The organism is Nesterenkonia sp. AY15 (genome assembly GCF_022565855.1).
GTDB lineage: Bacteria > Actinomycetota > Actinomycetes > Actinomycetales > Micrococcaceae > Nesterenkonia.
The window spans coordinates 35542-51800 of record NZ_JAJOYV010000009.1 but is presented as its reverse complement, the minus strand read 5'-3'; the positions used below and the strand labels follow the sequence as shown (position 1 = coordinate 51800).

Here is a 16259-nt window from a genome sequence, read left to right as displayed (position 1 = left end):
TCAGTTCCGCGGTCGCTTGAGGTAGGCCACGGGGGCGTTGCCCTCCGGGCCGGGAAGCACGGTGACCAGCTCCCAACCGTCCTCGCCCCACTGGTCCAGGATGCCCTTGGTGTTGTGGATGATCAGCGGAATCGTCGCGTATTCCCATTGGGTCTCAGATGCACTCATATTCTCAGACTAACGGACGCCCGCCGGGACCAAGAAGAGCCCGCCCAGATCCGCGTGACGTCACCTCGCGCAGGCGCACAGAGCGTGCCGCTAAGATGAAGCCCATGGCGTCACGTAAATCCCCCCTGTTTGATACTGCCACCACGGTCGGCAAGATCATGTCCTTCCTGGGCGTGAGTGCTCTCTGCGGCCTGCTGGCAGCAGGGCTGATCTTCCCGCTGGCGGCCTCCGGCGGCGCCGCCGCGGCCGCCGGCACAGACATCCTCGAAGACATTCCCGCCGAGCTGGCGGAGGAGCCGCTCAGCGTGCCCTCCTACATCTATGCCTCCGACGGCACAGAGCTGGCGACCTTCTATGCGGAGAACCGGCAGCCGGTCGCGCTGGAGGACATCTCCCAGGAGATGATCGACGCCATCATCGCGATCGAGGACGAGCGCTTCTATGAGCACGGCGGCGTCGACCCCCGCGGCTTGTCCCGTGCGCTGGTGCACAACGCCACTTCTGATACCCAGCAGGGCGCCTCGACGATCACCCAGCAGTACGTGAACAACATGCTGATCAACGCGGTGGTGATCAGCGGCGAGGGCCGCCTGACCATCTCCGGCACCGGCGAGAAGACCTACGCCGACAAGCTGCGCGAGATGAAGCTCGCCGTCGCGGTCGAGCAGGAGATGACCAAGGACGAGATCCTCGAGGGCTACCTGAACATCGTGCTCCTCGGTGGCCGCACCTACGGCGTCGAGGCCGCCGCCCAGTACTACTGGGGCATCCCGGCCTCCGAGCTCGACGTGGCCCAGTCCGCAGTCCTGGCCGGAATGGTGCAGTCACCGAACGGCTACAACCCCGAGGTCTTCCCCGAAGCCTCCCAGGCCCGCCGGGACATCGTGCTCGGCTCGATGCTCGACGAGGAACTCATCACCCAGGAGGAATACGACGAGGCCCTCGGCTCCGGGCTCGGCCTGGATGTCAACCGCGAAGAGGTCGGCTGCGTCTCCGCCAGCATGGCTGCCTACTTCTGTGACTACGTGCGTCGCGAGATCCTGGCCAGCGACACCTTCGGCCCCGATGAGGCTGCCCGCGAAGAGCTGCTCGACCGCGGTGGACTCCGGATCACCACCACGCTGGACCCGGACGCCCAGACCGCCGCAGAGGAGGGCGTCATGGAGACCGTTCCCGCGGATGACAGCTCCGGTGCCGGTGCCGCGATCTCTTCGGTGGAGCCAGGCACCGGCAACATCCTCGCCATGGCGCAGAACCGCAACTTCACTCCTGAACAGGGTGACGGCAACACCACGCTGAACTACAACGTCGACGCCGAGGACGGCGGTGGAAACGGCTTCCAGCCCGGATCCTCGCTGAAGCCCTTCGTCGTCGCGGCATACCTCGAAGAAGGCGGCGAGACCGACGACGTCGTCGATGCCTCCGTCGATGAATGGGGTGACACTGCGCGCTGGGAGGCCAGCTGCCTCGAGCGCGGCTACACCACTTCGGATCAGGACTGGAGCGTCGGCAACGTCGAGGAAGACTCCAATCGCCGGATGACCATCGACTATGGCGTCTACTTCTCGGTGAACACTGCGACCCTGGCCACCGCAGCGGACATGGACCTCTGCGCCATCACCGATCTCACCGACCGCTTGGGCGTCCATCGGGCGACCGATACCAGCCAGGGGCTCTCTCCGCAGAACCCCTCGTTCGTGCTGGGCACCGACGAGATCGCGCCCCTGACTCAGGCCGCCGCCTATGCCGCCTTCGCCGCCGACGGGACCTTCTGCGAGCCCCGCGCGATCCTCGAGGTCACCGACACCCATGGCAACGAGTACGACGTCCCCGCCGCCAACTGTGAGCAGGTCGTCGACGAGGACATCGTCGCGCAGGTCAACGACATCACCATCAACATCGCCGAGGGCACCATCGCCGCAGGCGACCCGCCGTTCCCGATGGCTGGCAAGACCGGCACCACCGACGAGGCGGCCCACACCTGGTTCGTCGGCTACTCCTCGGGTGTGTCCACCGCAAGCTGGATCGGCAACCCCGAGAGCAACCAGGGCTACCGTGGGCGCACCGTCGCCGGTGAGTTCTACGAAGAGTTCTTCGGCTCCACCCTGGCGGCCCCGATGTGGCTGGAGTACATGGAGCAGGTCGGGGACGACTATGACACCTCCGACTTCCGCGAGGCCGATGACTCCCCGTTCGAGGACCGGCGCGACCGCGCCCGGTATCGCGACGGCGGCACCGTGTCCGAGGGTGGAGACCCCGGCACCGACGGTTCCGCCGTTGACCTCGACGACGATTCCGACGGCGGAGACTCCGACAACAACGACAGCAACAACGACAGCAACAACGGCGGCTCCAACAACGGCGGCGGAGACGACAACTGAGCGCCACCGCATCCCTGAAGGTGGTGGGCCTGGGCGTCAATGACTTCCGGACCCGCCACGTGACCGTGCCGCTGCGCGCCGGGGCAGGGCTTCGCATCCTGCACATCTCAGACATCCACTACGTCCCGGGCCAGCGCAAGAAGTTCGCCTGGCTGCAGTCGCTGGCGGACCTGAAGCCCGACCTGGTCATCAACACCGGTGACAACCTCTCCCACCCGGACGCCGTGGGCGAGGTCCTCCAGGCGCTGGAGCCGCTGCGCCGGTTCCCCGGAGTCTTCGTGGGGGGATCCAACGACTACTACGCGCCCACCTGGAAGAACCCGCTGCGTTACTTCCGCGGCCCCTCCAGTCTGGATGCGCACCCCAAGGAGCTGGACTGGCAGCGCCTCTTCGGCGGCTTCGAATCCAGCGGCTGGAAGAACCTGAACAACCAGACCGCCCAGCTGACCGTGGCCGGACGGCCCCTGGCCTTCTCCGGAGTGGATGATCCGCATATCGCCCGAGACGAGTTCCAGGGCTGGCCCGCGCCCGGGGAGTCGGTCCAGGAGCAGGGCTCGATCCCCGATCCGCTGCGCATCGGTCTGGCCCACGCCCCGGTCTCCGCGGCGCTGGCCACACTGGCCGGCAGCGGAGCCGAGCTGATCCTCGCCGGCCACACCCACGGCGGACAGGTCTGCCTGCCCGGCGGGCGCGCGCTGGTGACCAACTGCGACCTGCCGCGGCCCCAGGCCAAGGGTCTGAGCTCGGTGCAGGTGCCGGCGCAGTCGGTGCCGGGCCAGCCGGGGGAGCCTGCCCGGCAGGTCCCGCTCCACGTCTCAGCGGGCATCGGAACCTCCCGCACAGCCCCGGTGCGGCTGTTCTGCCCGCCCGAGGCCACACTCATTGAAGTTCAGCACGAAACGACATAGATTAGTTGCTTGATGCAACGAGCTGCAGGAGTTGAGATGACTGAGTCCCCCGGGCGCAGTCGTACGCTCTGGCAGGCCCTGGCCCGGCTCGGGCCCTACCTCGAAGGCCTCAAGCTGCGCTGGACCCTGGGTCTGATCGCGGCGATCGGCGCCGGCGTCGTCGCACTGTCCATCCCGCAGGTGCTTCAGGTCCTGGTGAACTCCCTACTGGATGACAACGCAGAGGTCAGCGCCGTCTGGACCGCGGGTGCGGTGATCCTCGGGCTGGGCGTGCTGGAGGCTGGGCTGGTCTACCTGCGCCGATTCTTCGTGATCCCGCCGGCCTCGGACGCCGAGACCTCCATGCGGACGCGGCTCTTCGACAAGCTCCAGGACCTCTCCGCGTCCTTCCATTCGGCATGGGGTGCCGGACAGCTCCAGTCCCGCGCGATCGCCGACCTGAACCTGCTGCGCCGCTGGTTCGCGTTCGGCTCGCTGATGCTCATCACCTCGGTGGTCAGCCTGCTGGTGGGCTTCACCCTGATGGCCACGCTCTCCCCGCTGCTGGCGGTGGTCTTCCTCGGCGCCGCGCTGCCGATCATGATCATCGGACCGCGGTTCCGGAAGAAGTTCGTGCACTACTCGCGCGCCTCGCAGGACCAGGCCGGAGATGTGGCCACCAAGGTCGAAGAATCGGTCCACGGGATCCGCGTGCTGAAGGCTTTCGGCCGCGGAGACTATGCCCAGGAGGGCTTCACCGAGGAGGCCGACGAGCTGCGCGACCTCGAGGTCTCCAAGGCCCGCACGCTGGCGAAGTTCCTGATGGCCATGGTGATCCTGCCCGAGGGCATCCTCGGACTGTGCCTGCTGATCGGGCTCTGGCAGGTCGCGAACCAGGAGACCACCGGTGTGACCATCGGTGCCCTGGCCGCGTTCTTCGCCACCGCCGCGGTGCTCAAGGGTCCGATCGAAGGCGTAGGCATGATGCTGGGGATGACCTTCACCGCGAAGACCGCGATCGACCGGCACGCCGACGTGATGGACACCGCCACCGAGATCACCTCACCCCACGCGCCTGTGGTGGCCCCGGAGCGCGGCGTGCTGGAGTTCGACGACGTGCACTTCCGCTACCCCGACACCAAGGCCGGGGACCGTGACCTGATCGACGGGGTCACCCTGCAGGTCCGGCCCGGAGAGACCATGGCGCTGGTCTCCGCCACCGGCGGGGGCACCTCCACGCTGCTGAACCTGATCCCCAGGCTCTACGAGACCACCGGCGGCGCCATCCGGATCGACGGGGTGGACGTGAAGGACTACAGCCTCGCAGACCTGCGCTCACGGATCGGCGTCGCCTTCGAGGACCCGATCCTGTTCTCCACCTCGGTGAAGTCCAATGTGCTGCTGGGCACCTCACACCTGCGCGACGTCGACGACCCGCAGCACCCGCACCGTGACGCCGCACCTGCGCCAGATCAGCTCGACGAGGTGCTGCGCCGGACGTTGATCACGGCCGACGCAGAATTTGTGGAGACCCTGCCCCAGGGTGTGGACACCCCGGTCGGTGAGGAGGGGCTCAGCCTCTCCGGCGGCCAGCGCCAGCGCCTGGCGCTGGCCCGCGCGATCGCCTCCGCGCCTTCTGTGCTGCTGCTCGATGATCCGCTCTCCGCCCTCGATGTCCGCACCGAGGAGGCCGTGACGCACCGGCTGCGCGAGGTGCTGAACCGGACCACCACGCTGATCGTCGCGCACCGCCCCTCCACCGTCGCTATGGCGGACCGGGTGGCGCTGCTCGAGCACGGGCGGATCAGCGACGTCGGCACCCACTCGGAGCTGCTGGAGCGCAGCCGGGCCTATCGCGAGGTCATGAGCGCCAGCGTTCGTCCCGTCAGTGCCGAGGAGGTGCTCGGCCGTGAGTGAAGCCACCAGCAGAGCCGGCGGCGTCGCCGCCAACGTTGCCACGGACGACGCCATGAGCGACCGCTTCGCGCACCTGCGCGGGACCGCGGGCGAGGAGCAGATCGAGCTCGACAAGGAGGAGCGCGGGTTCATCCGGCGTCGCTCCTGGAAGCTGCTGGTCCAGCTCTCCGTCGGGGTCCGGCGCAAGCTGCTGATCACCGCGCTCTTCGTGGTGATCGCACAGGCCGCCCAGGCCTCCATCCCGCTGATCGTCGCCTGGGCCATCGACTGGGGGCTGCCTCGGATGATCGAGGGGCAGAGCTCCGGCATGTGGCTGCCCGGTCTGTCCTACATCGCCTGCGCGGTGACCGCTGGGATCCTGATCTTCCACTACACCCGGATGACCGCTGAGGCCTCGCAGCAGATGCTGTTCACCCTGCGCGGGGAGGTCTTCCGCAAGACCCAGGCGCTGAGCCTGGACTTCCACGAGGACTACACCTCGGGCAAGGTGATCTCTCGGCAGACCTCCGACCTGGAGTCTCTGCGCGAGCTGCTCGACGGCGGGATCAACTCGCTGGTCCAGGGCGTGATGTTCATGTTCTTCACCGGGGTGACCATCTGGATCATGGACTTTCGCTCGGGCCTGGTCCTGGTCGCGGCGCTGATTCCGATCGCGATGCTCGGCCGCTGGTACCAGCGCAACTCCGAGGTGGCGTATCGGCGCACCCGGGTCTCCTCGGCCAAGATGATCGTGCACTTCGTGGAGTCCATGACCGGCATCCGCGCCGTGCAGGCATTCCGCCGGGAAGACTCCCGGTCCAGGCAGTACCGGCGTCTGGCGGCCCGCTACCGCGAGGACATGGTGCGCTCGATCTCGCTGTTCGGGGTGCTGCAGCCCTCCCTGATGCTCATCGGCAACATCACGGTCACCGTGGTCCTGCTCTGGGGCGGATACCGGGTGCTCGAGGGTGATCTCGGCATCGGGGTGCTGGTCGCCCTGGTGCTGGCGACCAAACGGGTCTTCCAGCCGCTGGACATGATCGCGATGTTCTACAACTCGCTGCAGTCAGCCACCGCGGCGCTGGAGAAGGTCTCCGGGCTGCTGGAGGAGAGCCCCACGGTCACCGAGGCCCACCACCCGCGGCACCTGCCCGAGGCCCGTGGAGAGCTGGAGTTCACCCAGGCCTCGTTCCGCTACGACGAGGACGGCCCGGTGGTGCTCCACGCCCTTGACCTGCACATCCCCGCAGGCCAGACCGTGGCAGTGGTGGGACGCACCGGAGCGGGCAAGTCCACGCTGGCGAAGCTGCTGGCGCGGTTCTATGACGTGAGCAGCGGCGCGGTGAGCCTGGACGGGGTGGACCTGCGGGACCTGGCCGTGACCGATCATCACCGCCACGTGGCCATGGTGACCCAGGAGGCGTTCCTGTTCTCCGGGACCATCCGCGGCAACATCGCGCTGGGCCGCCCGGAGGCCTCCGAGCAGGAGATCATCGCCGCGGCCAAGGCGGTGGGCTGTCACGACCTGATCATGGAGCTGCCCGAGGGCTACGCCACCGATGTGAACAAGCGGGGCGGCAGGCTCTCGGCCGGACAGCGTCAGCTGATCTCCTTCGCACGCGCGTTCCTGGCGGACCCTGCGGTGCTGATCCTCGATGAGGCGACCTCTTCGCTGGACCTGCCCAGCGAGGCGCTGGTGCAGCAGGGGCTCGAGCGGCTGCTGGGCAACCGCACCGCGCTGATCATCGCTCACCGGCTCTCCACCGTGGCCATCGCGGACCGGGTCCTGGTGATCGACGACGGCCGGGTGGTGGAGGACGGAGCTCCTGCCGAGCTGGCGGCCCAGGGCGGCTACTACGCCAAGCTGGACGCGGCGTGGCAGAGCTCCATGGGGGCCTGAGCGGCTCAGCTCTCGCGCAGCAGCGACGCCAGGTGATCGATCGCGTAGCGGTATCCGTTGAGTCCGGCACCGGCGATCACCGCCGCCGCGGCGGGGGACACATAGGAATGCCGGCGGAACTCCTCGCGGGCGTGGACGTTGGAGATATGGACCTCCACCACCGGAAGGTCCACTGCGCGCAGGGCATCCGCGATCGCCACCGACGTGTGGGTATAGGCCGCGGGGTTGATGACGATCCCGGAGGCGCTGCCCTTCGCGGCCTGGATCGCGTCGATGATGGTGCCCTCATGGTTGGACTGCAGCAGCTCCGCGGCGAAGCCGAGCGCGGCGGCGGACTCGCGGCACAGCTGCTCGATGTCGGCCAGCGTGGCGGCCCCGTAGATCCCGGGCTCACGAGTGCCCAGCATGTTCAGGTTGGGACCGTTGATGATCAGCAGGCGGGGAGTCTCAGAGGGCATGGTCACACCCTACTGTCCCCCCAACGCCGAATGGCGGATTCTCCGTGCAGTTCGCCCCTCTGAGGGGAGAACATGCCCGGAGAATCCGCCACTCAGGCGTCTTCGGGTTGTTCAGCGGTGTTCAGCGGTGTTCAGCCGTGGGAGGTCAGGACGCGCCATGCTTGGCGCGCATGTCCTCCGCGATCTGCAGCATCACCGTGGGATCGGCCAGGGTGGAGGCGTCTCCGGCCTCACGGCCCTCGGCCACGTCCTTGAGCAGACGCCGCATGATCTTGCCCGAGCGGGTCTTCGGCAGCTCAGGGACCACCAGCACGTTGCGCGGCTTGGCGATCGGGCCGATCTCCTTGCCCACATGGGCGCGCAGATCCTGCTCCATCTGCTCCTTGTCCCCACCCTCGGAGTCGCCGCGCAGGATCACGAATGCCACGACAGCCTCGCCGGTGGTCGCGTCCTTGGCCCCGACGACGGCGGCCTCGGCGACCGACGGGTGCGAGACCAGCGCCGATTCGATCTCCGTGGTGGAGAGCCGGTGCCCGGAGACGTTCATGACATCGTCCACGCGTCCCATGAGCCAGACGTCGCCGTCCTCGTCGGTGCGAGCGCCGTCGCCGGCGAAGTAGACGTCACCGAAGCGTGACCAGTAGGTCTCCTGGTAGCGCTCCGGGTTCTTCCAGATGCCGCGCAGCATGGCGGGCCAGGGCTCCTTGATGACGAGCAGGCCGGCCTCGCCCTTCTCCAGGGGTGTGCCCATCTCATCGACGATGCCGATGGAGATGCCGGGCACCGCGGTCTGGGCGGAGCCCGGCTTGGTCGCGGTCACCCCGGGCAGCGGGGCGATCATGTGCGCGCCGGTCTCGGTCTGCCACCAGGTGTCCACGATCGGAGCAGGCTCCTCCTTGGGAGCCTTGCCGACGCCGTTGTTGGCGCCGATGACGTCGCGGAACCACAGCCACGCCTCGGGGTTGATCGCCTCGCCCACGGTGCCCAGCACGCGCAGGGTGGAGAGGTCGAACTGGTCCGGGATCTCCCGGCCCCACTTCATGCAGGTCCGGATCAGCGTCGGCGCGGTGTAGAACTGCGTGACGCCGTACTTCTGAACGATCTCCCAGAGCCGGCCCTTGTGCGGTGAGTCCGGGGTGCCTTCGTAGATGACCTGGGTGCTGCCGTTGACCAGCGGGCCGTAGACGATGTAGGAGTGCCCGGTGACCCAGCCGACGTCGGCGGTGCACCAGTAGACATCGGTCTCCGGTCGCAGGTCGAAGGTGTCGCGATGGGTCACCGCGGTCTGGGTCAGGTAGCCGCCGGTGGTGTGCAGGATGCCCTTGGGGTTCCCGGTGGTCCCGGAGGTGTAGAGGATGAACAGCGGGTGCTCGGAGTCGTGTGCGACGTAGGCGTGCTCGGCGGACTGCTGCGGCACGATGTCGTGCCACCAGACGTCGAGATCGTCGTTGAAGGCGACCTCTTCGCCGTTGCGCTTGACCACGACCACGTGTTCCACGGTGTGCCCGGGCGCCGCGAGCGCGTCGTCGACGGCCGGCTTCAGCGTGGAGGGCTTGCCGCGGCGGTAGGAGCCGTCGGCGGTGACCACGAGCTTCGCCTCGGCGTCGTCCACGCGGGAGCGCAGCGCGTCGGCGGAGAAGCCGCCGAAGACGACCGAGTGGATGGCGCCGATGCGGGCGCAGGCCAGCATGGTCACCACCGCCTCGGGGATCATCGGCATGTAGATGGCCACCCGGTCACCCTTGGTGAGGCCGAGGGACTCGAAGGCGTTGGAGGCGCGGGCGACGTCGTCGGCCAGCTCCTGGTAGGTGATGCTGCGCGAGTCGCCGGGCTCGCCCTCGAAGTGCAGGGCGACGCGGCTGCCGTGACCGGCCTCGACGTGGCGGTCCACTGCGTTGTAGGCCGCGTTCACCTCGCCGCCGACGAACCATTTCGCCACTGGGGCCTCGGACCAGTCGAGCACCTCGGTGAAGTCTTTGTCCCAGCTCAGCACGGAGCGGGCCTGATCGGCCCAGTAGCCGAGGCGATCCTCGGCGGCCTTGTCATACCGCTCCTGGGTGGCCACGGCGTTCTTCGCGAACGTCTCGCTCGGGGGGAAGACCTGACCCGATTTCTGCATCGAGTCCAGTTTGTTCTCTTGCTTGGCATTCTGGGTCATGCGGCTCCTCCTTGGATACTCCTGTGTTGCCGCTCACAATACATCCTTTGCCGCCGGGCGCCTGAGGCGGATATCACATAGCGGACGCACCCTCGGGGCTTTCGTAGAATGGTCTCGATGCCCGATGAGACCCTGCTGGGGAAGAAGCGCCGCGTGCGCCGGATCAATCGTGTCCTGGGGGAGGTCTACTCCTACGCAGTGGCCGAGCTGGACTTCAACAATGCCTTCGAGCTGCTGATCGCCACGGTGCTCTCCGCGCAGACCACCGATGTGCGGGTCAACGCGGTCACGCCCGAGCTGTTCCGGCGCTGGCCCGACGCCGGCGCCATGGCTCACGCCGAGGAGGACGAGCTGGCAGAGGTGATCCGGTCCACCGGCTTCTACCGCGCGAAGACCCGCTCGCTGCTGGGGCTCTCGCGCGCGCTGGTCAGCGAGCATGACGGCGAGGTGCCGGACTCTCTCGAGGAGCTGGTCAAGCTGCCCGGGGTCGGGCGCAAGACCGCCTTCGTGGTGCTCGGCGATGCCTTCGGCAAGCCCGGACTCACCGTGGACACGCACTTCGGTCGGCTGGCCCGCCGGCTGGGCATGACGCAGCAGCAGGACCCGGTGAAGGTCGAGCAGGAAGTCGCGGAGCTCTTCGAGCGGCGCGACTGGACCGACCTGTCCCACCGGCTGGTCTTCCACGGCCGGCGCATCTGTCACGCCCGTCGACCGGCCTGCGGCGCCTGCCCGATCGCCTCCATGTGCCCGGCCTTCGGTGCCGGGGAGGTCAACCCGGAGCTGGCCGCCACGCTGCTGAAGTACGAGCTGGCGCCGGGGCGCGAGGAGCTGCTGGCCAAGATGCAGGCCGGGCACACCCGCCGGGAGCTGCGAGCGCAGGGGTACCCGCTCAGTGCGTGACGCCGACACCGCATCTCAGGGCCCAGACGCCGCTCGCCCAGACGCAGCTCGTCCAGACATCGCCCGGCCCGACCTTCTCGGCGGGGGAGTGCCCGCTGGGTTCTCGCTGACCGGCACGGCGGTCCCGACCCGACTCGAGGCGCTGTTGCAGCAGGGGCGCGACTACGCGTGCACGCATCCGGAATCCGCAGGGTCCGGGGGCTGGTGGAACCAGCGCCCGACCACGATGCCTCCCCGGATGACCCCGGCAGGGATGGAGAACGCCAGGCGGGCGGCGGTGCTGATGCTCTTCTGCGCCCCCACCCCCGACGACGACGACGCACACCTGCTCCTGACCGAGCGCTCCCCGGGACTGAAGAAACACCCAGGACAGATCTCCTTCCCCGGTGGCGCCCAGGAGAAGTTCGATCGCGACCCGACGGCCGCGGCGCTGCGTGAGGCCCAGGAGGAGGTGGGGCTGGACCCCGCCCGCGTCCGGGTGCTCGGCTCCCTGCCTCCGGCCCCGGTGCCGATCAGCGGCTTCATGGTGACACCGGTGATCGGCATTGCCGGACACACCGGTCTGCTCCGCCCGCAGTCAGGGGAGGTGGAACGGGTGCTGCCCGTCCGGCTGGATGCGCTGATCCGCCCGGAGAACCGCCGCACCACGGTCCTGCATCGCTCTGGCACCGTGTTCAAGGCCCCGGCGTTCCTCGTCGATGGCACGCTGATCTGGGGGTTCACCGGGATCCTGGTGGACCGGGTGCTCAACCGGCTCGGCTGGGAAGAGCCCTGGGACGCCGGGCGCAGCGTGGACCCGCAGGACTACCTGCCGGGTCTCTAGGTCCTGCGGGTCAGCCCATGCGGTGCACGGCCACACCCAGGGCATGATCCACCCCGGGCAGGTCCTCGGCCTGCTGCGCGGCCATGGACTCCAGCATCTGCCGGGTCTCGGCGGCGCCGCCCAGCTCGGCCAGGTACTGCTCATGGGCCTCCAGCGAGGCGAGGCCCAGCTGCAGCGGCTCCCGGCTGATGTCGATCAGATGGGTCGGTGCCGCCCCGAAGACCAGCAGCTCCCGCACCGCCCAGGGCTCGAGCCGTTCCTGGTCCATGAGTTCACGGAAGACCCAGGGGTTGTCGGCGTCGCGGACCGCGTCCAGGGTGGCCAGCCCGGCTGCGCGGTGGTCCGCATGGTTGAGCCCCCAGCCGACCTCGAGATCCCAGGTCTGGGTCAGCACCACCTCGGGACGCAGCTGGCGGATGCGTCGAGCAATCTGTCGGCGGGTGTCCAGCGAGGCCTCCAGCGTGCCATCGGGCAGATCCAGGATCACCAGGTCCGTGACGCCGACCAGCTCACAGGCCCTGCGCTGCTCCTCGGCGCGGATCTCTGCGGCCTCCTCGGGGTCGCGGCTGCGCATCCCGGCCTCTCCCGCGGTGAGCAGCAGATAGGAGACCTCAGCCCCCTGCGCGGTCCAGCGGGCGACGGCGGCCGAACCGCCGTACTCCATGTCATCCGGATGGGCCACCACGCACAGCACCCGGCGCAGCTCAGCGTCGGGGTATGCGGGCAGGGCGGCTGAATCGGTGCTCATCGGCCCAGTCTAGGAGGCAATGAGCGGCGAGGCGCAGGGTGTGGTGCCGGGCAGGGTCTCCGAACAGCGTCCGTGATGATCCGCATGGTTCGCTCTACTGTTCCCCCCGGTTTTCCCCAGAGTTTTCCCCAGCTTGGGAATAACCTCGCGCCGCGAAGCCGCTGCCCACAGCTCCTCCGCTTCCACGGACCGCTGCCGCCGACACCGGCAGGGTGGGGTCATGGACGCTGAACCTCGCCTGCTGCTGATCACCGAGGATCGAGTGCTGCGCGACGACGTCGCGCTGATCGCCGCCACCGTGGGCGCTGCGCTGGAGTCTCGTTCCAGCTGGGAGGCGGTGGTTCCGCAGGAATGGGCGGTCCTGATGTGTGGGACCGACCGGCTGCCCTCGCTTCCGCAGGTGGCGCGGGGTGCGTTGCTGCTGAGCAGCTCGGGAGCGCGACAGGGGCAGGATCAGCAGCTGTGGAGGATCGCGGCGGAGCATCCGGGGCTGCAGCCTGTGCCGCTGCCGGCGGCACAGGCGTGGCTGGCCGGTCATCTGGGCGAGCGGGTGCTGGATCGGGGCCCAGGTCGGGTGGTGGCTGTTGCCGGGGTCCTGGGAGGCGTGGGGGCCAGCACCGTGGCATATCTGCTCGCCGCAGAGCAGGCGGTGAGAGGTGCCTCGGCGCTGCTGGTCGATGCGGATCCCGCCCCGGGGTCAGGAATCGCGGGGCTGATGGGGGTGGCGGAGGTCTCGTGCGGTGCCCTGAACGGGCGTGGAAGGGAGGACCGACGCGGTCCAGCGGCCGCAGAGCGCGGCGAAGAATTCGGGTGGGAGGAGCTGGCCGGTCTGCAGGGGGAGATCGCCTCCCCGCAGCTGGCCGCCGCGCTGCCGCTCCGCGACGGGGTCCACATGCTCAGCGGCGCACCAGGCTTTGACGCGCGACGGCGGATGCTGGACCCCGTCGTGCGCTCGGCCCTGAGGGTCTTCGACACCGTGGTGATCGATGTCGGGCGTGATGCAGACGCGGTGGCGCTGGTGCGCGAGCACCTGCATCAGCTGCTGCTCGTCACACCCTGCAGTGCCCGGGGCGCCGCGGCCGCGCGGCAGCTGGCACGCGCGCTCACAGGGGTGCCGCCGATGCTCGTCGCCAACGGTGCAGGGCATCTCGGGTGGAGTCCGCAGGAGCTGGCGGCAGCCACAGAGATCCCCCTGGCCGGAGATCTCCCCGAGCAGCGATGGCTCCGCCGAGAGGATGAACTCGGTGCCGCCTACGAGCTGCTTCGCTCACGGCGAGGCGCGGCCTACATCGGGGCGCTGCTCGAGGCCCTGGACCTCGAGCGGGGCCTCCGCCATGAGTGACCAGCAGCTTCACGCGCTGCGGGAGAAGCTCACCAGCTCCGCCGAGCCGGTGACCGCGGCCCGCATCGCGGAGGCCGTGCGCGCATCAGGGCTGGCGCTGGGGTCTCGAACCACCGGGGAGCTGGTCAGGACGCTGCGCGACGAGCTCGTCGGGCTCGGCCCGCTGCAGCCGCTGGTCGAGCGGCCCGGCGTCACCGACGTGCTCATCGATGGTCGCCGTCAGGTGTGGATCGACGGCGCCGCAGGTCTGAGCAAGACCGAGGTGAAGTTCGCCGGGGAGGAGCAGGTCCGTGGCCTGGCCAGGCGACTCATCGCCCTGTCCGGAGGCAGGCTCGATGAGGGTCAGCCGTGTGCCGAGGGACGGATCGGTGAGTGTCGCATCCACGCCGTGATTCCTCCGGTGGCGGTGGAGGGCACGATGATCTCGGTGCGCATCTCCCGCGGCTCGGCGGCAACCTTGGATCAGCTTGCCGAGCAATGGGACGCACCAGAAGTGTGGCTCCCGGTGATCCGCGGCATCGTGGACGCCCGGCTGAACTGTCTGATCTCCGGCGCCACGGGTTCTGGCAAGACCAGCCTGCTCGGGGCCATGCTCGCCGAGTGCCCGCACCAGGAGCGGATCATCATCGTCGAGGACACCACAGAGCTTCGGCCAGATCACCCGCATGTGCTGCACCTTCAGCAGCGCCGCGGCAATGTGGAAGGAGCCGGCGAGCTCGGGATGGGCCGACTCGTCCGGGAGACGCTGCGGATGCGCCCGGACCGGCTCATCGTCGGGGAGTGCCGGGGCAGTGAGCTCAAGGACTTCCTCACCGCGATGAACACCGGGCATCAGGGCGCGGTCGGGACGGTCCACGCCAATTCACCGGACGCGGTCCCGGCCAGACTCATCGCGATGGGCGCTCTCGCCGAGCTGCCCCCGGAGTCGGTGGCGCTGCAGGCCGGCGCCGCCCTGGACGCGGTCATCCACATGGAGCGGCGTCGAGGTCGGCGGATGCCCGTGGCGATCTCACTCGTCCATTGCCGTGAGCGGACGCTTCAGATGGTGCCAGCACTGCTGGCCAGGTTCATCGACCCGAACGCCCTCGGGGTGCCAGTCCAACCGAGCGTGCAGATCCAGAGCGGCTGGGATGAACTGACGAAGCGGATCGGTCTGCGATGACCACACCGGTGCCGCTTCTTCTCCTGCTCTGCGTGGCCGCTGCGGCGGCCAGCGCGGCGCTTCTCGGAGTTCCCCCACGTGGGGGATGGCCTCGTCGTGCGCTGCGACCTCCGAAGGCGCTGCTCATAGAGGTGCTGCGCAGGGAGGTCCTGCGCACGGCGTCGCTGCGGGGCGGGAGATTCAGGGCAGGGCGCTCCGCCGACGATCTGCGCAGCAGCGCCGGCTCTCTGCTGCACCAATATGCGGCACTGCTGCAGTCGGGACGCTCCCAGGCCCAGGCATGGGCCGACCTTGGGACCCATTGGCGCTCGCGGGAGACCACGCACCCCTTGACACAGGTCTGTGAACTCGCGGCAGCGGCAGAGCAGGCAGGCCTCGGGGCCGTGGTCGGGCTCCGGCGCAGCCTGGCGTCCGTCACGGCCAGCCAACGCCGCAGAGCCGGACGCACCATGGGGAACTTCGCGCCGGCCCGGTCCAGCGCCACCGCCACGGTGGTCCTCACCGAGGTGCTGGAGCGGCTGATCAGCATCCACGCGCTCTCCCAGTCCACCGGTGCACCCCTCTCGGCGCTGTGCCGCAAGGCCGCCGATGCACTGGAGGACTCGGCCGCCCTGGAGGCCGCCGTTCGCACCGCGGCCGCCGGTCCCCGACTGACCCAGTTCATCCTGGCTGCGCTCCCGCTGGGTGGATTGGCCATGGGCGCCCTGATGGGGGCTGATCCCTTCGCTGTGCTGCTCGGCTCGGCGCTGGGGTGGGGATGCCTGGTCGTCGGGCTGGGAAGTCTCCTGCTCGGCTGGCGCTGGAGCACCAGGATGATCCGAGCGGTGGGGAAGCATGGCTGAGGGGCAGGTGCTGCCGGCACTTCTCTGTGCCCTGCTGGTGGGGCTTCTGATCGCGTTGGTGCCTGCGCCCGCACCTGCGCCCCTGCCGGCGCCCGCGTCGCCGCGGCGGCGAAGGCGGGGTGCACCGGCGTCGAGGGCTTCGACGCCGGCAGAGGCTCCCGCGGATCGCACCCCCGATGCCGCGACGCTGCTCGACCTCACCGCAGCGATGCTGCGGGCCGGTGCGGGCATCGAAACCGCTGTGCAGCGGCTCTCCCAGGACGTCCCGGGATGCGCGCCGCTGGCCCGCGTGCACCGTGGACTCGCTGCCGGGCGACGATGGCAGGACGCCTGGTCCGGTGTGGACTCCCAGGTGCAGCTTCGCGAATTCGGTGCGGAGCTGGCCTTCGCACACGCCACCGGCGCCCCCACGGTCCAGCTGCTGGAACTGACTGCGGTCCAGGCGCGCAGACGACGCCGCCAGGCGGTCGAGGAGCAGGCCGCCCGCCTGGCGGTGCAGATGGTGCTGCCTCTGGGACTCTGTTTCCTGCCGGGGTTCATCCTGCTCGGGGTGATTCCGGTGGTGCTGGGCCTGGTGGAGGAACTGGCGTAATC

The 16259-nt window shown here is 69.0% G+C and carries 14 protein-coding genes; 10 read left to right on the top strand and 4 right to left on the bottom strand.

Annotated features, from left to right (window positions below):
* Positions 1 to 168, bottom strand: coding sequence for a hypothetical protein (locus tag LSI54_RS11875; RefSeq protein WP_166645872.1), 168 nt, complete (start codon positions 166 to 168; stop codon positions 1 to 3).
* Between the two features lie 104 nt (positions 169 to 272).
* Between LSI54_RS11875 and LSI54_RS11870 the strand changes: the two genes are divergently transcribed.
* From LSI54_RS11870 to LSI54_RS11855, 4 genes are read left to right on the top strand one after another with little or no spacing between them, the layout of a single operon-like run.
* The gene (locus tag LSI54_RS11870; RefSeq protein ID WP_241478451.1) at positions 273 to 2549 is read left to right on the top strand and encodes a transglycosylase domain-containing protein; all 2277 of its coding nucleotides are present in this window, start codon (positions 273 to 275) and stop codon (positions 2547 to 2549) included.
* A 23-nt stretch (positions 2550 to 2572) separates the two neighbouring features.
* Positions 2573 to 3457: a metallophosphoesterase gene (locus LSI54_RS11865; protein ID WP_241476678.1), complete on the top strand. Its 885-nt coding sequence runs from the start codon at positions 2573 to 2575 to the stop codon at positions 3455 to 3457.
* Positions 3458 to 3493: 36 nt separating this feature from the next.
* Entirely contained in the window at positions 3494 to 5353 is a 1860-nt protein-coding gene (locus tag LSI54_RS11860) for an ABC transporter ATP-binding protein (RefSeq protein WP_241476679.1), read from the top strand.
* A 52-nt stretch (positions 5354 to 5405) separates the two neighbouring features.
* Complete coding sequence (locus LSI54_RS11855) at positions 5406 to 7232, top strand: ABC transporter ATP-binding protein (RefSeq protein ID WP_241466054.1); 1827 nt, start codon at positions 5406 to 5408, stop codon at positions 7230 to 7232.
* A gap of 5 nt (positions 7233 to 7237) precedes the next feature.
* Here the strand turns inward: LSI54_RS11855 and aroQ are convergent, their stop codons facing one another.
* Both aroQ and acs read right to left on the bottom strand, forming a co-directional pair.
* On the bottom strand, positions 7238 to 7690 hold the full coding sequence (gene aroQ, locus LSI54_RS11850; RefSeq protein WP_241465964.1) for a type II 3-dehydroquinate dehydratase: 453 nt from the start codon (positions 7688 to 7690) through the stop codon (positions 7238 to 7240).
* Positions 7691 to 7835: 145 nt separating this feature from the next.
* Positions 7836 to 9848 carry an acetate--CoA ligase gene (gene acs / locus LSI54_RS11845; RefSeq protein ID WP_241465966.1) on the bottom strand — a complete coding sequence of 671 codons (2013 nt, stop codon included), beginning with the start codon at positions 9846 to 9848 and terminating at the stop codon, positions 7836 to 7838.
* A 117-nt stretch (positions 9849 to 9965) separates the two neighbouring features.
* On the opposite strand from acs, the gene nth reads away from it, so the two are divergent.
* Both nth and LSI54_RS13230 read left to right on the top strand, forming a co-directional pair.
* The gene (gene nth / locus LSI54_RS11840; protein ID WP_241471168.1) at positions 9966 to 10748 is read left to right on the top strand and encodes an endonuclease III; all 783 of its coding nucleotides are present in this window, start codon (positions 9966 to 9968) and stop codon (positions 10746 to 10748) included.
* Positions 10741 to 11571, top strand: coding sequence for an NUDIX hydrolase (locus LSI54_RS13230; protein ID WP_241476680.1), 831 nt, complete (start codon positions 10741 to 10743; stop codon positions 11569 to 11571). The genes nth and LSI54_RS13230 overlap by 8 nt, the downstream gene beginning before the upstream one ends.
* 10 nt (positions 11572 to 11581) lie before the next feature.
* On the opposite strand, the gene LSI54_RS11830 is transcribed toward LSI54_RS13230, so the two are convergent.
* Positions 11582 to 12319 carry a PIG-L deacetylase family protein gene (locus LSI54_RS11830; RefSeq protein WP_241465972.1) on the bottom strand — a complete coding sequence of 246 codons (738 nt, stop codon included), beginning with the start codon at positions 12317 to 12319 and terminating at the stop codon, positions 11582 to 11584.
* Positions 12320 to 12539: 220 nt separating this feature from the next.
* Here LSI54_RS11830 and LSI54_RS11825 point away from each other — a divergent pair, with 220 nt between their 5' ends.
* Genes LSI54_RS11825 through LSI54_RS11810 form a run of 4 tightly spaced genes read left to right on the top strand, consistent with a single transcriptional unit; the run spans position 12540 to position 16257 of the window.
* Positions 12540 to 13661: a hypothetical protein gene (locus LSI54_RS11825; RefSeq protein WP_241478450.1), complete on the top strand. Its 1122-nt coding sequence runs from the start codon at positions 12540 to 12542 to the stop codon at positions 13659 to 13661.
* Positions 13654 to 14823 carry a TadA family conjugal transfer-associated ATPase gene (locus LSI54_RS11820; RefSeq protein WP_241465975.1) on the top strand — a complete coding sequence of 390 codons (1170 nt, stop codon included), beginning with the start codon at positions 13654 to 13656 and terminating at the stop codon, positions 14821 to 14823. The genes LSI54_RS11825 and LSI54_RS11820 overlap by 8 nt, the downstream gene beginning before the upstream one ends.
* Before the next feature lie 8 nt (positions 14824 to 14831).
* Entirely contained in the window at positions 14832 to 15665 is an 834-nt protein-coding gene (locus LSI54_RS11815) for a type II secretion system F family protein (protein ID WP_241478449.1), read from the top strand.
* Positions 15658 to 16257 carry a type II secretion system F family protein gene (locus LSI54_RS11810; protein WP_241478448.1) on the top strand — a complete coding sequence of 200 codons (600 nt, stop codon included), beginning with the start codon at positions 15658 to 15660 and terminating at the stop codon, positions 16255 to 16257. Before LSI54_RS11815 ends, LSI54_RS11810 begins: the two co-directional genes overlap by 8 nt.
* Positions 16258 to 16259 lie beyond the last annotated feature (2 nt).

Bases quoted from the DNA above. Each gene is read 5' to 3' on its own strand.
- LSI54_RS11875 (WP_166645872.1), bottom strand. From the start codon at position 168: ATGAGTGCATCTGAGACCCAATGGGAATACGCGACGATTCCGCTGATC.
- LSI54_RS11870 (WP_241478451.1), top strand. From the start codon at position 273: ATGGCGTCACGTAAATCCCCCCTGTTTGATACTGCCACCACGGTCGGC.
- LSI54_RS11860 (WP_241476679.1), top strand. From the start codon at position 3,494: ATGACTGAGTCCCCCGGGCGCAGTCGTACGCTCTGGCAGGCCCTGGCC.
- LSI54_RS11855 (WP_241466054.1), top strand. From the start codon at position 5,406: ATGAGCGACCGCTTCGCGCACCTGCGCGGGACCGCGGGCGAGGAGCAG.
- aroQ (WP_241465964.1), bottom strand. From the start codon at position 7,690: ATGCCCTCTGAGACTCCCCGCCTGCTGATCATCAACGGTCCCAACCTG.
- acs (WP_241465966.1), bottom strand. From the start codon at position 9,848: ATGACCCAGAATGCCAAGCAAGAGAACAAACTGGACTCGATGCAGAAA.
- nth (WP_241471168.1), top strand. From the start codon at position 9,966: ATGCCCGATGAGACCCTGCTGGGGAAGAAGCGCCGCGTGCGCCGGATC.
- LSI54_RS11830 (WP_241465972.1), bottom strand. From the start codon at position 12,319: ATGAGCACCGATTCAGCCGCCCTGCCCGCATACCCCGACGCTGAGCTG.
- LSI54_RS11825 (WP_241478450.1), top strand. From the start codon at position 12,540: ATGGACGCTGAACCTCGCCTGCTGCTGATCACCGAGGATCGAGTGCTG.
- LSI54_RS11820 (WP_241465975.1), top strand. From the start codon at position 13,654: ATGAGTGACCAGCAGCTTCACGCGCTGCGGGAGAAGCTCACCAGCTCC.
- LSI54_RS11810 (WP_241478448.1), top strand. From the start codon at position 15,658: ATGGCTGAGGGGCAGGTGCTGCCGGCACTTCTCTGTGCCCTGCTGGTG.